At 69.7% G+C, this 14,626-nt stretch carries 17 protein-coding genes; 11 read left to right on the plus strand and 6 right to left on the minus strand.

Going from position 1 to position 14,626, the window contains the following annotated elements; all coding sequences use genetic code 11:
* On the minus strand, nucleotides 1-909 hold a 909-nt coding region (locus NJ4_RS19265; RefSeq protein ID WP_067438982.1), incomplete at its 3' end, for a lytic murein transglycosylase.
* A gap of 266 nt (nucleotides 910-1,175) precedes the next feature.
* Here NJ4_RS19265 and hemL point away from each other — a divergent pair.
* From hemL to ccsB, 6 genes are all read left to right on the plus strand, one after another.
* A complete protein-coding gene (gene hemL / locus NJ4_RS19270) occupies nucleotides 1,176-2,606 on the plus strand; it encodes a glutamate-1-semialdehyde 2,1-aminomutase (RefSeq protein WP_082748892.1) in 1,431 nt (476 codons plus the stop codon).
* Nucleotides 2,603-3,277: a histidine phosphatase family protein gene (locus NJ4_RS19275; protein WP_067438988.1), complete on the plus strand. Its 675-nt coding sequence runs from the start codon at nucleotides 2,603-2,605 to the stop codon at nucleotides 3,275-3,277. The genes hemL and NJ4_RS19275 overlap by 4 nt, the downstream gene beginning before the upstream one ends.
* A 110-nt stretch (nucleotides 3,278-3,387) precedes the next feature.
* Nucleotides 3,388-3,867, plus strand: a complete 480-nt coding sequence (locus NJ4_RS26045) for a TlpA disulfide reductase family protein (RefSeq protein ID WP_067438991.1) — start codon at nucleotides 3,388-3,390, stop codon at nucleotides 3,865-3,867.
* Nucleotides 3,860-4,621 (plus strand): cytochrome c biogenesis CcdA family protein, encoded by a 762-nt coding sequence (locus NJ4_RS19285; RefSeq protein WP_067438994.1) that lies wholly within the window; start codon nucleotides 3,860-3,862, stop codon nucleotides 4,619-4,621. The genes NJ4_RS26045 and NJ4_RS19285 overlap by 8 nt, the downstream gene beginning before the upstream one ends.
* Entirely contained in the window at nucleotides 4,621-6,159 is a 1,539-nt protein-coding gene (gene resB / locus NJ4_RS19290; RefSeq protein WP_067438997.1) for a cytochrome c biogenesis protein ResB, read from the plus strand. Before NJ4_RS19285 ends, resB begins: the two co-directional genes overlap by 1 nt.
* Complete coding sequence (ccsB, locus tag NJ4_RS19295; protein ID WP_067439000.1) at nucleotides 6,156-7,088, plus strand: c-type cytochrome biogenesis protein CcsB; 933 nt, start codon at nucleotides 6,156-6,158, stop codon at nucleotides 7,086-7,088. The genes resB and ccsB overlap by 4 nt, the downstream gene beginning before the upstream one ends.
* A gap of 29 nt (nucleotides 7,089-7,117) precedes the next feature.
* Here the strand turns inward: ccsB and NJ4_RS19300 are convergent, their stop codons facing one another.
* Entirely contained in the window at nucleotides 7,118-7,342 is a 225-nt protein-coding gene (locus tag NJ4_RS19300; protein ID WP_067439003.1) for a hypothetical protein, read from the minus strand.
* A gap of 103 nt (nucleotides 7,343-7,445) precedes the next feature.
* Between NJ4_RS19300 and NJ4_RS19305 the strand changes: the two genes are divergently transcribed.
* Both NJ4_RS19305 and cds1 read left to right on the plus strand, forming a co-directional pair.
* Nucleotides 7,446-7,718: a DUF4229 domain-containing protein gene (locus tag NJ4_RS19305; RefSeq protein WP_067439006.1), complete on the plus strand. Its 273-nt coding sequence runs from the start codon at nucleotides 7,446-7,448 to the stop codon at nucleotides 7,716-7,718.
* Nucleotides 7,719-7,753: 35 nt separating this feature from the next.
* Nucleotides 7,754-8,836, plus strand: coding sequence for an L-cysteine desulfhydrase Cds1 (cds1, locus tag NJ4_RS19310; RefSeq protein WP_067439018.1), 1,083 nt, complete (start codon nucleotides 7,754-7,756; stop codon nucleotides 8,834-8,836).
* 24 nt (nucleotides 8,837-8,860) lie between these two features.
* On the opposite strand, the gene NJ4_RS26050 is transcribed toward cds1, so the two are convergent.
* From NJ4_RS26050 to NJ4_RS19325, 4 genes are read right to left on the minus strand one after another with little or no spacing between them, the layout of a single operon-like run.
* Entirely contained in the window at nucleotides 8,861-8,998 is a 138-nt protein-coding gene (locus NJ4_RS26050) for a hypothetical protein (protein ID WP_169799296.1), read from the minus strand.
* 40 nt (nucleotides 8,999-9,038) lie between these two features.
* Complete coding sequence (locus NJ4_RS19315) at nucleotides 9,039-9,890, minus strand: acyl-CoA thioesterase domain-containing protein (RefSeq protein ID WP_067439009.1); 852 nt, start codon at nucleotides 9,888-9,890, stop codon at nucleotides 9,039-9,041.
* Nucleotides 9,891-9,927: 37 nt separating this feature from the next.
* Nucleotides 9,928-10,800: a 1,4-dihydroxy-2-naphthoate polyprenyltransferase gene (locus NJ4_RS19320; protein ID WP_067439021.1), complete on the minus strand. Its 873-nt coding sequence runs from the start codon at nucleotides 10,798-10,800 to the stop codon at nucleotides 9,928-9,930.
* A gap of 10 nt (nucleotides 10,801-10,810) precedes the next feature.
* Entirely contained in the window at nucleotides 10,811-12,055 is a 1,245-nt protein-coding gene (locus NJ4_RS19325) for an MFS transporter (RefSeq protein ID WP_217996920.1), read from the minus strand.
* A gap of 106 nt (nucleotides 12,056-12,161) precedes the next feature.
* On the opposite strand from NJ4_RS19325, the gene NJ4_RS19330 reads away from it, so the two are divergent.
* The 3 genes from NJ4_RS19330 to NJ4_RS19340 all read left to right on the plus strand — a co-directional run.
* Nucleotides 12,162-13,196: an AMP-binding protein gene (locus NJ4_RS19330; RefSeq protein ID WP_245644632.1), complete on the plus strand. Its 1,035-nt coding sequence runs from the start codon at nucleotides 12,162-12,164 to the stop codon at nucleotides 13,194-13,196.
* Nucleotides 13,193-14,158 carry an o-succinylbenzoate synthase gene (locus NJ4_RS19335; protein WP_067439015.1) on the plus strand — a complete coding sequence of 322 codons (966 nt, stop codon included), beginning with the start codon at nucleotides 13,193-13,195 and terminating at the stop codon, nucleotides 14,156-14,158. The genes NJ4_RS19330 and NJ4_RS19335 overlap by 4 nt, the downstream gene beginning before the upstream one ends.
* A partial coding sequence (locus tag NJ4_RS19340; protein WP_245644633.1) for a thiamine pyrophosphate-binding protein occupies nucleotides 14,155-14,626 on the plus strand: 472 nt, incomplete at its 3' end. The genes NJ4_RS19335 and NJ4_RS19340, both read left to right, overlap by 4 nt.

The following is a 14,626-nucleotide window of genomic DNA, read 5'->3' on the forward strand; positions in this document are numbered from 1 at the left end:
GGTGTTGCCGTCGTGGGTCGGGGTGGCGGTGGCGGGGTTGTTGATCTTGGCGCCGTTGGTGGGGCGGGTGAAGGTGTAGGTCGGGGGGATGTAGACCGCGGAGGTGGTGGAGTTGGGCACCGAGGTGTAGTCGCCGTCGATGTAGGCGTTCATGATCCGCAGGACCAGGTCGACGTAGGAGTCGGAGTGGTTGTAGCGGTGGACCGCGGAGCGTTGGCCGGCGTTGGTGGAGAGGTCGTTGTCGCCGGAGCAGAGGTAGACCGCGGCGGCCAGGGCGGCGTCGTCGATGTCTTGGGGGTTGCGTTGGGCGTCGCCGTCGGCGTCGACGCCGACCACGGACCAGGTCTGGGGGATGAACTGCATGGGGCCGACGGCGCGGTCGTGCTTGGCGTCGCGGTCGTACTGGCCGGCGTCGGTGTCGAGGATGGCTTGGGTGTTGTTGGAGCCGTCCAGGGCGATGCCGTAGATGCCGGGGCGGGAGATGCCGTCCTTGCCGAGGGTGTTGTTGTTGTAGCGGCCGTGGTCGGACTCGACGCGGCCGATGGCGGCGACGAGTTGCCAGGGGATGTTGCAGGTCTTGTCGGCGGCGTTGATCACGGTGGCGGCGCGTTGGTAGGCCGAGAGAGCTGCTGCGGGGATGCCGTTGGTGGAGGCGGTCTGCACGATCCGGTCACCCGAACCCTCGGGGACACCCAGACCGATCACGCCGGGCTGCGTGTAGTTGGCCGGGTCCTCGATCTCCTGGGTGGCGATCGAGCTGCCGTCGGGCAGGCGGCCCGTGTTGTCGGACGCGGAGGCGATGGTGCCGCCGCCGACGCCGATCAGGCTGGCCGTCCAGGCGGTCGACAGCAGGGCAAGCGGAACGAGCGCCATGGCCCGCTGGGTGCCGCCGAAGCGAGTCGTCTTCATTGCGTGAATCTCCCCAAAGTCTTCATCCGTGTCCTGATCCTGCCGCTCCCTCAAGCACAGGCACTTCAATCAACGAAGTCTGACATGCCAAGTTACGCACCGGTATCGGAGGTGACCTGTGTCTCGTTGAATGAGAAGCCTGTTCCCAACCTCGAGAGGGAAACGCCCGCCACGCCTGATCATGACGCGGTTCCGGTGAATTTCCGCCGAAATCGCGTGGTCACCCCCGATTCGGCCCGGTTTGGCCCTTCGGCGACAATGAGGCGGTGACTTCCGCTGTGCCTGCCCCTGACGCCGAGCGTTCGACCACCGGATCGACCTCACGGTCAGCGGAGCTCTTCGACCGCGCGCAGCGAGTGACCCCCGGGGGAGTGAACTCCCCGGTGCGCGCGTTCAACGCCGTGGGCGGCACCCCACGCTTCATCCGGTCCGCTTCGGGCGCCTGGCTCACCGACGTCGACGGCAACGAGTACGTCGACCTGATCTGCTCGTGGGGCCCGATGCTCCTGGGGCACGCCCACCCCGAGGTGATGGCCGCCGTGCAGGACGCCGTCACCCGCGGGACGTCGTACGGAACCCCGACCGTGCCCGAGGTCGAGCTGGCCGAGGAGATCGTCTCCCGTACGCCGATCGAGAAGGTCCGATTCGTCTCCTCCGGCACCGAGGCGACCATGTCCGCGATCCGGCTGGCCCGTGGGTTCACCGGCCGCGACCTGATCGTGAAGTTCGCCGGCTGCTACCACGGCCACGTCGACTCGCTGCTGGCCCAGGCCGGCTCGGGTCTGGCCACCCTGCGAGACCCCTCGTCCCTCGGCTCCTCAGGACAGGCGCCGGGCCACGTCGGCGAGTCGGTCTCGAGCACCCCCGGTGTGCCGGACACCTTCGTCGAGCAGACCCTCGTGCTGCCCTACAACGACCCGGCGGCCGTGCGCGCGCTCTTCGCCGAGCACGGCGACCGCATCGCCTGCCTGATCACCGAGGCGGCCCCCGGCAACATGGGCATCGTGCCGCCGGCCACGGTCGACGGCCGCAGCTTCAACGCCCTGCTCTCCGACCTGTGTCGCGACCACGGGGCACTGTTCATCTCCGACGAGGTGATGACCGGCTTCCGCGCGAGCAAGCAGGGCCAGTGGGGCCTCGACGGTGCGAACGAGGGCTGGCGGCCCGACCTGGTCACCTTCGGCAAGGTCATGGGCGGTGGCTTCCCGGCCGCCGCGTTCGGCGGTCGCGCCGACGTGATGGGCCGGCTCTCCCCGGAGGGCCCCGTCTACCAGGCCGGCACCCTGAGCGGGAACCCGATCGCCACGACCGCCGGCCTGGCCACCCTGCGCCTGGCCACCGACGACGTCTACGCGCACATCTCCGCCGCGGGCGAGACGATCAAGGCAGCCGCCGCCGAGGCGCTGACCGCAGCCGGCGTGCCGCACCGGATCCAGGCGACCGGCACGATGTTCTCGGTGTTCTTCCGCGACGGTGCGGTGACCAACTTCGACGACGCCAACGCGCAGTCGCTGCCGGCGTACACCGCGTTCTTCCACGCCATGCTCGACGCCGGCGTCTACCTCCCGCCCTCGGCGTACGAGACGTGGTTCCTCTCCAGCGCCCACGACGACCGTGCCGTCCAGACCGTGCTCGACGCGCTGCCCGGCGCCGCGCGAGCCGCCGCCGCAGCCTCGACCTCCGAAGGAAGCCGATGACCCAGAAGACCAGCGTCCACCTGCTGCGGCACGGTGAGGTGCACAACCCCCAGGGCGTGCTCTACGGCCGGATGGGTGGCTACCACCTCTCCGAGCGCGGCCAGGAGATGGCCCGGGTCGTCGCCGAGGCGATCAAGGACCGCGACATCACCCACCTGCGGGTCTCCCCGCTGGAGCGTGCCCAGGAGACCGCCCAGCCGCTGGCCGAGCTGCGCGGCCTCGAGATCGTCACCGACGAACGGGTGATCGAGTCCGGCAACGTCTTCGAGGGCAAGCCGTTCGCCGGCGGCAACAACGCGCTCAAGAACCCCTCCACCTGGCGCCACCTGTGGAACCCGCTCAAGCCGTCGTGGGGCGAGCCCTTCAAGGAGGTCGCGGCCCGCATGATGGCCGCGGTGTACGACGCCCGCGACGCCGCTCTCGGTCACGAGGCCGTGATCGTCTCGCACCAGCTGCCGATCTGGACCACCCGTCTCTTCGTGGAGAAGCGGTCCTACCTGCACGACCCGCGCAAGCGCCAGTGCACGCTCTGCTCGCTGACCACCCTCAACTTCGAGGACGAGCGGCTGGTCTCGCTGACCTACTCCGAGCCCGCCGGTCACCTCATCCCCACCAAGGACAAGGCGGCGCCGTTCTCGGCCGGCAACGCCCCCGAGGAGCGTCGGCCCTGACTGGTCTGCCCGCCCTGCTCGCCCGCCGTACCACCGCGGCGGTCGCTGCTGCCTGCCTGCTCCTGGGAGCCGGGTGCTCCTCACTGGAGGGCACCGGCGACAAGGGCTACGTGTCGGGCAACGGGCAGGTCACCGAGCTCGACCCGGGCGAGCGCACGTCACCGATCAGGCTCAGCGGCGAGGATCTCGACGGCAAGCCGATCTCGCTCGAGGACTACCGCGGCAAGGTCGTCGTGGTCAACGTCTGGGGGGCCTGGTGCGTCGAGTGCCGCAAGGAGGCCCCCGAGGTGGTCGAGGTGGCCAAGGCCGCGGACCCGGACGACGTGGTCTTCGTCGGGCTGAACAACCGCGACCCCTCCCGCGACAACGCGATGGGCTTCGTGCGCACGTACGACGTCCCGTACCGCTCGATCTTCGACCCGACGGCCAAGACCCTGTTGGCCTTCCACGGCACCCTCACGCCGTACTCGACGCCCAGCACGGTGATCATCGACCGGAAGGGCCGAGTCGCGGCCAGCATCCTCGGGGTGCTGCCCAGCAAGACCACACTCGAGACCCTGATCGACGAGGTCGTCGCTGAAGATGCTTGATCAGATTGGTCGCTACTTCGGCGAAACGGCAACATCCGGCTCGCTGGTGTTGGCTCTGCCGATAGCGGTTGTGGCCGGGCTGGTGTCGTTCTTCTCACCGTGCGTGATCCCGCTCCTGCCCGGCTACCTCTCCTACGCGACCGGCCTCTCAGGCGCCGAGCTGGAGGACGCCCACCGCGGTCGGATGCTAGCTGGTTCCGTCCTGTTCGTGCTTGGTTTCGGATCGGTGTTCGTGGCGATGGGCGCGCTGTCCGGCTACTTCGGCGCCACGCTGCTCGAGCACCAACGCACCATCACCGTCATACTCGGCTGTCTCGTCATCGTGCTCGGACTCGTCTTTGCCGGGCTCGTGCCTCTCCTGCAGCGTGACGTGCGGGTGCACAAGGTTCCGGCCGTCGGTCTTGCTGCAGCTCCGTTCCTCGGCATTCTGTTCGGACTCGGCTGGACTCCCTGCCTTGGCCCGACACTGAGCGCGATCCTCTCGTTGGGCATCAACGAAGCCGCGGTGGGTCGCAGCGCCGTTCTGTCTGGCGCCTACACGGTGGGCCTCGGACTACCGTTCATCGTCGCTGGGCTGGCCTATCGCCGGGCTCTTGGCGCGTTCGCCTTCATCCGCCGGCACCAGGCATGGGTCACCCGCATCGGCGGCGTCATGCTGGTTGTGATCGGGGTGCTGCTGGTCACGGGCTGGTGGGCGTGGATCGTCAACTGGCTTCAGATACAACTCATAGCGGGATTCCAGGTGAGTGTGTGATGGCTTCCCCCGAAATGAACCTTCGTGAGCTCCTGCGCTGGTCCTGGCGCCAGCTCACGTCGATGCGGACGGCGCTGATCCTGCTCCTGCTGCTCGCCTTGGCTGCGATCCCCGGTTCGGTGATCCCGCAGGAGAACATCGACGCCTTCAAGGTCTCGCAGTGGCGCCAGGACCACCCGAAGCTGACCCCGATCTACGACAAGCTCGGGCTCTTCTCGGTCTTCGACTCGGCGTGGTTCGCGGCGATCTACCTGCTGCTGGTGCTCTCCCTGGTCGGCTGCATCCTGCCCCGCACCCGCGTCTACTGGCGCGGTTTCCGGGCTGCGCCGCCGCAGGCCCCGCGCAATCTCACCCGGCTGCCCGACAGCACGACGTACACCACCGACGAGTCGGTCGAGGAGGTGCTCGAGCGGGCGCGCACGGTGCTGAAGAAGCGCCGCTTCCGGCTGGCGGCGGGCGATGGCAGCGTCTCCGCGGAGCGCGGCTACCTCCGCGAGGCCGGCAACCTGCTCTTCCACATCTCCGTGCTCGTGGTGATGGCCGGGTTCGCGATCGGCGCACTGTTCGGCTACCAGGGTGGCGTGATCGTGGTGAAGGACAAGGGCTTCTCCAACAACCTCACCCAGTACGACGACTTCGTGCCCGGCAGCCTGATGGACGCCGAGGACATGGAGCCGTTCTCCTTCGGGGTCGACGAGTTCGACATCAACTGGCTGATGAGCGGCCCGCGCAAGGGGATGGCCCAGAAGTTCGTGGCGCACCTCAACTACCGGGAGACCCCGGACGGCGAGGAGAAGCAGTACGACCTCAAGGTCAACCACCCGCTCTCCATCGGCGGCACCGACCTGTTCCTGATCGGGCACGGCTACGCGCCCTCGATCACGGTGCGCGACGGCAACGGCGACGTGGCCTACTCGGGCCCGGTGATCTTCCTGCCCGAGGAGATGGCCACCTTCACCTCGTTCGGTGTGCTCAAGGCCCCCGACGCCCGGCCGAAGCAGATCGGGCTCGAAGGACTGCTCTACCCCACGTACGCCAACGTCGACGGCAACCCGGTCTCCCTGTTCGGCGACGACCGCAACCCGCGGCTCTCGATGCTGGCCTACGTCGGCAACCTCGGCATGGACTCCGGGGAGCCGCAGTCGGTCTACGTGCTCGACAAGGACCGGATGACGGAGCTGAAGAAGAAGGACGGCTCGATGTTCCGGGTCGACCTCTTCCCCGGGGAGACCAAGAAGCTGCCCGACGGTGCCGGCTCGGTCACCTTCGACGGCATCCAGCCGTGGGTGCGCATCCAGATCAGCAAGACCCCCGGCAAGGAGGTCGCCCTCGGTGGCGTCATCCTCGCCCTGCTCGGCCTGCTTGGCTCGCTGTTCATCCGCCCCCGCCGGGTGTGGGTGCGGGCTCGTCGTGAGGACGAGGAGACCGTGGTCGAGGTCGCAGCCCTGGACCGTTCGGGGGGTGGCGAGGTCGGAACCGAGCTCGCCGGAATTGTCGCGTCGCTCCGTGGAGCCGACGCGCGTGAGGAGAACACGTGAGCAACACCCAGTGGGAGAACCTCAGCGTCCAGGCCCTGGCGGTCGTCGCGGTGGTCTACTTCCTGGCCCTCCTGGCCCACCTCATCGAGTGGGCGGCGCTGCGCAAGCTGCCGACCGACGCGCCACTCGACGACCGGACGCGGACGTTCGGCACCTTCGGCTTCCTGCTCACCGTGATCGGTGCGGCCGTCCAGCTCGTGGCGCTCGTCGGGCGCGGCATGGCCGCCGACCCGAACCGGGTGCCGTGGGGCAACATGTACGAGTTCGTGATCACCGGGACGTTCGTGCTGATCCTGGCCTATCTGGTGCTGCGTGGTCGCTTCGGCCTGCAGTGGATGGCGCCGATCGTGGTCGGCTTCGCCCTGACCATCCTGATGGTCGCCGAGCTGACCCTCTACGAAGAGGTCGTTCCGCTGACCGAGGCACTCTCCTCGCCCTGGCTGGTCATCCACGTGGTGGCCGCAGTGATCGCCACCGGTGCGTTCACGCTGGGTGCCATCCTCTCCGTGCTCTACCTGGTCAAGGAGCGCAAGCCCGACACCACCACGGGATTCCTGGCCCGGGTGCCCGATCTCGACTCCCTCGACCGCATCTCCTACCGCATCCACGCCTTCGCGTTCCCGGTGTGGACCTTCGCGGTGTTGATCGCGGGTCCGATCTGGGCGCACTACGCGTGGTCACGCTACTGGGGCTGGGACGCCAAGGAGGTCTGGGCGTTCATCACCTGGGTCGTCTACGCCGCCTACCTGCACGCCCGCGCGACCGCCGGCTGGAAGGGGCGCAACGCCGCGATCGTGGCCCTGGTGGGGGTCGCCACACTGTGGTTCAACTTCATCGGCATCAACTACTTCTTCGGCGGCGGCTCGCAGCACTCGTACGCCGCCCCGGCGGTCGTGCAGGAGGCCCCGCGGTCGTCGTACGACCTGTGACACCAGGGGCGGCTGCCCGCAGGGGCAGGTCAGCCGTCTGTCGGTTTGTCCTTGTGCGGGCGGCGCCGGTTGAGGTCGCGCAGGAACTCGGGATCGTCGTCGGGGCCCAGGGGGCCCGACGGACGCCGTTCGCCACGGCCGGGGGAGTCATTGCCCGGCCCGCGACGGAAGAGTGCGCCCCGGGTCTCCACGAGGCGTACGACGAGATAGACCGCCAGTGTGACCAGCACGATGACGAGGATGAACTTGCCCACCCCTCAAGAGTACGGCCTCATGCGTGACGATCCAGTGGTCATCGCCGAATCGTCGTGGTGTGGCCCCCGCCGAGCGTCCAGCGATGACCACTAAGGTGAAGGGGTGAAGGAGTTCGCTGTCTACACCCTGCTGCGCATCGTGCTGTTCGCCGGAGCCCTCGGCATCACCGTCGGCATCTGGGGACTGATCACCGACGACGGGGTCCCGATGATCTGGGCGATCGTGATCGCGTTCGTGATCTCCGGCATCGCCTCGCTCTTCCTGCTCGACAGGCAGCGCGAGCGGTTCGCCCGGGTCGTGCAGACCAAGGCCGAGAAGGCCACGGCCAAGTTCGAGGAGATCAACGCGAGCGAGGACGAGAAGGGCTCTCCGTGACCGAGGTCCGCCGGCGACAGGAGGGGTGCTCCACGGTGGGCACCCGCCCGGAGTCCGGCGAGCGGGCCTGGCTCAACGAGGCCATCCGCCGGGTCGAGGCCGATGCCAACCGCTCTGCCGACACCCACCTGCACGTCTTCCCGCTTCCCGAGGACTGGGGCGTCGACCTCTACCTGAAGGACGAGTCGGTGCACCCCACCGGCTCGTTGAAGCACCGTCTGGCCAGGTCGCTGTTCCTCTACGGTCTCTGCAACGGCTGGATCTGCGAGGGCACCACGGTGATCGAGGCCTCCTCCGGCTCGACGGCGGTCTCGGAGGCCTACTTCGCCCGACTGCTCGGCCTCCCCTTCGTCGCGGTGATGCCGCGCTCCACGTCGCCGGAGAAGATCGCGTTGATCGAGTTCCAGGGTGGGGTCTGCCACCTGGTCGACGACCCGTCGACGATCTACGACGAGTCCCGCCGACTGGCCGAAGAGACCGGCGGGCACTACATGGACCAGTTCACCTACGCCGAACGGGCCACGGACTGGCGTGGCAACAACAACATCGCCGAGTCGATCTTCGAGCAGATGGCGCGCGAGCGGCACCCGGTGCCGCGCTGGGTCGTGGTCGGAGCCGGCACCGGTGGCACCTCGGCGACGATCGGTCGCTACGTGCGCTACCGCCGGCTCGACACGCAGGTGTGTGTCGTGGACCCGGAGAACTCGGCGTTCTTCGCCGGGTGGACCGACCCCGACGCGACCGGGTCGGCGTCCCGCATCGAGGGCATCGGACGTCCGCGGGTCGAGCCGTCGTTCGTGCCCGGGGTCGTCGACGCGATGATCACCGTGCCCGACGCCGCCTCGATCGCCGCGGCCCGTTGGTGCTCCCGGGTCACCGGGCGTCTCGTCGGCGGCTCCACCGGTACCGCGCTGTGGGGGGCGCTGCACCAGATCGCGGACCTGCGCTCCCGCGGAGAGCAGGGCTCGGTCGTCACGTTGCTCTGCGACGGTGGCGAGCGCTACGCCGACACGTACTACTCCGACGCCTGGCTCGACGCGCAGGGCATCGACATCACGCCGTACGAGCGGGTGCTGGAGGAGTTCGGGGCCTCGGGCGTCTGGGAGTCACCGACCTGAGGGCCGGCAGCCACCGACACCGGCTCAGCGGCCGGGTTTGTTCAGTCGCCGCTCGATGCGCGACTGGGGCTGGCCGAGGATCTTGGCGAGCAACGGGGCCCGGAGCTTCCAGGCGACGAAGCCGAGGGCGACCACGGCGATCAGGATGAGGAAGAACGTCATGGCGCCCAGCCTACGCCGGGGACCCTCGGCGCGCGGGGGCTCAGACGCCGGGGGACTGGCGCCGGGTGCCGTCGTCGAGATGTTCGACCTTGTCGAAGTCGACGGTGCGCCTGGTGTTGGCGATCGCGGTCATCACGGTGGTGCCGAGCGGGCCGCGTCGGTCGAAGATCGTGGCGGTGCCGACCGAGATGCCGTCGTGCTGCACGTGGTCGAGCGCCGACAGACCGAGCTGTACGCCGTCCGGCAGGCGCGAGAGCGTCACGGTGATGTCGGTGTTGATGTACTCGACACCGCGGGATCCCCAGTTCACCACCATCGTGGTGGCGTCGGCGATGCTGGCCACCGCGGTGAACGGGGAGGCGGGCTCCCCGGACACGGCCGGGACCCCGGTCTGCCAGGTGGTCTTGCGTGAGGAGTTCTGGTGGGCCGGGAAGTCCTGGGACCAGCCGGCGTCACTGTGGAACCACGGCACGTGCGGGTCGGTGCCCTCGGGGACCAGGTCCAGCGGCGGCGGGACCGGGCGGTCGTCGTCGGCGGGGTGCCAGATGTCGCCGGTGGGGTTCTCGCTGCGCTTGAGGAACAGGGCGCTGGCCCTGGCCACCCGCTCGCCGTCCTGCATCAGTGAGACGTCGATCAGGCAGATCCGCGGCCCTTCGCGCACCACCTCGGTGGTGAACGTGCTGGTGGTCATGGCGGCGGGGCGGAACAGGTCGACCGTGTAGCGGGCCGGCTGCAGATCGTCGCGGCCGAGGTCGCGCAGTGCCTGCTCCGCGGCCCGGGACAACCCGGCGCTGATCGCGACGCCGTGCATCTGGTCCTTGCCCCAGAGGCTGCGTGCCAGGGACTGCGGGACGAGGACGTCGCCCTCACGCTTGTAGAACGCCAGACCCATGACCTGCTCCTCGGGGATTGCCTGTATCAGGCAGGCATCATCCCAGAAGGAGAGCGACGAACAGCGCGAGGCCCAGCACAAGCACGCTGGCTCCGGTCTGGGCCAGGGCCGGGACCAGTGCCGGCCCCTGTGCCTTCGAGAGCACCGTGCGGGTCGCGCGCCCGGCCGGCACGAGGTAGACGAGACCCACCAGCGCCCACCAGGTCGTGGTCAGCGCGACGCCGACCAGGGCGACGGCGGTGGCCACCACCAGCAGGGTGAAGAAGTAGCGCGTGCGCTCGTCACCCAGGACGACCGCAAGTGTCCGCTTGCCGACCTCACGATCGGTGGGGATGTCGCGCAGGTTGTTGGTGACCAGGATGCCGCAGATCAGGGCCCCGACGGCGGTGCCGGCGTACAGGGCGGCCACCTCGAACGACTCGGTCTGCACGTACGTCGTACCGACCGTCGCGACCAGCCCGAAGAACACGAACACCATCACCTCGCCGAGGCCGAGGTAGCCGTAGGGGTGCTTGCCGCCGGTGTAGAACCAGGCCGCGACGATGCACACGGCGCCGATCGCGACCAGCCACCAGGCCGTGGTGATCGCCAGCACCAGCCCGGCGACCCCGGCCACACCGAACGCCGAGAACGCCGCGAGCTTGACCGCTCGGGGCGTGGCCGCGCCCGATCCGACCAGCCGCATCGGGCCGACCCGCTCCTCGTCGGTGCCGCGGATGCCGTCGGAGTAGTCGTTCGCGTAGTTCACCGCGACCTGGAGGGCCAGCGCGACGACCATGGCCAGGAGTGCCTTCCACCAGACCGCGTCATCGGCGTACGCCGCCACGCCGGTGCCGGCCAGCACGGGGGCGACCGCGGCGGGGAGAGTGCGGGGCCGGGAGCCGGCGATCCAGTCAGCAGGTGTCGTCACGAGCAACGATTCAAGCAGGGACGGGCTCACCGTGCCGCTCCAGGTGTCGCTGCGCCGCCCGCGCGGACGGCACCAGGCCGGCCGTCGCGACCACGACGATGCCGGCAATGACCAGCCAACCGGCGGCACCCCACTCCATGGCCAGGAACGTGTAGACCGCCGGTGCCCAGACCCGGCCCAGCGTGCCGGTGAGCTCGGCGGCACCTTGGTACTCACCCCGCCGTCGGGGGTCCATGAGGTCGGCCTCGAACGACCAGCTGGCTGCGGACAGGTAGAGCTCGGCGCCGGTCACGGTGACGTGACCCAGCCAGACGAGGGCGATCGTCAGCCAGCCGACGGTGTCGTGGGTGAGCAACGTGATCAGGCACGAGATCACGAAGAACATGGTCGAGAACCTGGTCGCGCGCAGCGCCGTGCGCACGTCGGTGATGCCCCGGGCGGCGGCCATCGGCAAGAAGATGCACATCACCGTGTTGGTGCCGAAGAGGAAGGCCAGCAGCACCCGTGGTGCATCGGTCTCCTCGACCAGCCACAGCGGGATGACCAGGTGCAGCAACACTTGGTTGGTCCACAGCACCCCGGTGAAGAACGTCACGAGCAACCAGCCGACGTTGCGCAGGGCGCCCGGGCCGGGGATCTTGACCTTGCGTTCCTCGGCGGTGCGCAGGTCGTGCGGTGCGCGGGGCAGTCTCAGGATCCACACCGCGTTGACCGCGAAGACCAGGGTGGTGAACCACGGCACCATGCGGATCACGTCGTTGGAGTCGAAGGCCAGGGCGATGCCACCCATCAGCGACCCGAGCGTGAAACCCGCGTTGAGGGCGGAGTACATGTACGCCCGCGACGTCACGCGCTCCTCAGGTGGGAGGACGTCGATCGTGTACGCGCCGTGGGAGGCCCCACCCAGTGCGCCGAGGATCTCCATGCCGATGGCCATGGTCAGATAGCTGCGGAAGTCGCCGATGAACGGCCACACCGAGAACATCGCGGCCTGGCCCGCGGCGCTGACCGCCCACATCCGGCGCGGGCCGAAGCGGTCGACCAGCTTGCCCATCGGCAGGGCGGCCAGGAAGGCTGCCACGCCGGCCAGGGTGAGCCCCAGACCGACCTGGGCTGCGCTGAGCCCCACCACCTGGGTGAAGAAGACCGCCGAGCCGGTCATGAAGGTGCCCTCGCCGACGGCGAAGAGCAGAGACTGAGTCGCGAGGCGTCCGGCGAGTGGGGACGGCGGGACGAAACTCCGCACGAGTCGCATCATCGATGCATCACGGGCTCCCGAGAGAAGTGAGATCGCGATGATGGCGACCGAGCCAGGTGAGGTCCACGGAGGCGATTGTTCCAGTGCCGCTAGCGTTCGTCGCGTGAGTTTTCTGCGCCCGGTCCACGGCACCACCCCCGAGGTGATCGAGGCGGTGCGTGCCTGGCTCGACGCCCCGGCCGAGCCGGCGCCGCTGATCGTCGAGACCTCCGGGTCCACCGGCCGCCCCAAGCGGGTGGTGCTCTCGCGCCGGGCGGTGCTCGCCTCGGCTCATGCTGCTCATCAGCGCCTCGGCGGGGGCGGCACCTGGTTGCTGACCGTGCCGGCGTCGTACGTCGCGGGCCTCCAGGTCGTCGTGCGTGCACTGCTGGCCGGGGCCGACCCGGTGCTGCTCGAGGACCACGAGTCATTCGCCGCCGCTGCGGCGGCAGCGTGCGTGGCCGGCGGGCCGGCGTACCTCTCCTTGGTGCCCACGCAGCTGCACCGCTTGGTCGAGACCGACCCCGAGGCACTGGCCGGCTTCGACGCGGTGCTGCTCGGTGGGGGGCCGATCGACCCGGCCCTGCGGCGTAGGGCAGAGGACCGCGGCGTGCGCGTGGTGTCGACGTACGGCGCGAGCGAGACCTCCGGTGGCTGCGTGTACGACGGCCGTCCCCTGGACGGGGTCGAGCTGGACGTGCGCGACGGGGAGCCGATCCGCATTCGGGGGGACGTGCTCTTCGACGGCTACGACGGCGACCCGGAGCTGACCGCAAGGACGCTGGTGGACGGGTGGTTCGTCACCTCCGACCTGGGTCGCATCGTCGACGGACGGCTGCAGGTGCTGGGCCGGGTGGACGACGTGGTGATCAGCGGGGGTGTCAACGTGCCGACCCCCGCCGTGGCCGCTCGCCTGCGTGCGCACCTGGCGGTGGACCAGGTCGAGGTGCTCGGTGTGGCCGATGCGGAGTGGGGACAACGAGTCGTCGCCTTCGTGGTCGGCGACCTGTCGCTGGAGCAGGCGCGGGACTGGGTGTCCGTGGAGCACCCGCGGGCCTGGGCCCCTCGCGACCTGGTCCGCCTCGATGACCTGCCCCTGTTGCCCAACGGCAAGATCGACCGCCAGGCGCTGCGCCGACTGATGGAGGAGCCCGCATGAACCATGTCTATTCGATCCCGCTGCGCACCCGCTTCCGAGGCATCACCGTGCGTGAGGGCGTGCTGATCCGTGGCGAGGCCGGATGGGGTGAGTGGAGCCCGTTCCTGGAGTACGACGCGGCGGAGTCCGAGCCGTGGCTCCGCTGCGCCGAGGAGGCGGCCGCGGGGGACTGGCCTGCACCGCTGCGCGATGCGATCCCGGTGAACGTCACCGTGCCGGCGACGAGTCCCCGACGGGCACACGAGATCGTCCTCGCCGGTGGGTGCACGACGGCCAAGGTCAAGGTCGCCGAGCGCGGCCAGACCCTCGGCGACGACCTGGCCCGTGTCGAGGCGGTTCGTGACGCGATCGGTCCCGAGGGCCGGATTCGCGTGGATGCCAACGGTGGTTGGGATGTGGAGGAGGCGCTGGCCGCGATTCGAGCCCTTGACCGTGCCGCCGGCGGGCTGGAGTACGTCGAACAGCCCTGCGTCGAGGTCGAGGACCTGGCCGTCGTACGCCGCACGGTGGAGGTGCCGATCGCGGCGGACGAGTCGATCCGACGCGCGGCCGACCCCTACCGGGTGCGTGACCTGGAGGCCGCCGACATCGCCGTGCTCAAGGTGCAGCCGCTCGGGGGCGTCCGGGCCTGTCTGCGCATCGCCGAGGACATCGGGCTGCCGGTCGTGGTCTCGAGCGCCCTGGAGACCTCCGTCGGCATCGCCGCCGGCGTGGCGTTGGCCGCGGCCCTCCCGGAGCTGCCGCACGCCTGCGGGCTGGCCACGGTGCAGCTCTTCACCGACGACGTGGCCCTCGAGTCGTTGGTCCCCGTGAACGGGATGCTGCGCGTGGGGCGGCCCGCGGTCGACGAGGAGTCGCTGCAGAGACTGGCGGCCGGCCACGACCGGGTGGCGCACTGGGCGAACCGGCGGGCCGACGTTGATGCGCTGCGCCGATCCGTGCGGCAGGATCGACCGTCATGACCCCGCCCCCACGCGCGAACGCCGCGACCCTGCTGGCCCGGGGTCTGCTCGACCTGCTGACCACGGCCGGCGTGTCCGAGGTGGTGCTGGCCCCCGGGTCCCGCAACGCCCCCCTGGCCTTCGCCGCGTGGGACGCGGTCGCCGACCATCGGATCCGCCTGCACACCCGCATGGACGAGCGCACCGCCGGCTTCCTCGCGCTCGGGATGGCCAAGGTGGGCCGACACGCGGCTGTCATGTGCACGTCAGGCACGGCGGTGGCGAACCTGCACCCGGCGGTGCTCGAGGCCGCCCATGCCGGGGTGCCGCTGGTCGTGGTCACCGCCGACCGCCCGGCTTCCTTGCGCGGCACCGGCGCCAGCCAGACCACCGACCAGGTGCGCATCTTCGGCGACGCGGCCGACTTCGTCGACCTCGCCGGCTCCGACCTCGAGGCCGCCCGCGAGGCGCTGGCCGGGCTGGGATCGG

The organism is Nocardioides jensenii JCM 1364 = NBRC 14755, from assembly GCF_001552535.1.
Taxonomy (GTDB): domain Bacteria; phylum Actinomycetota; class Actinomycetes; order Propionibacteriales; family Nocardioidaceae; genus Nocardioides; species Nocardioides jensenii.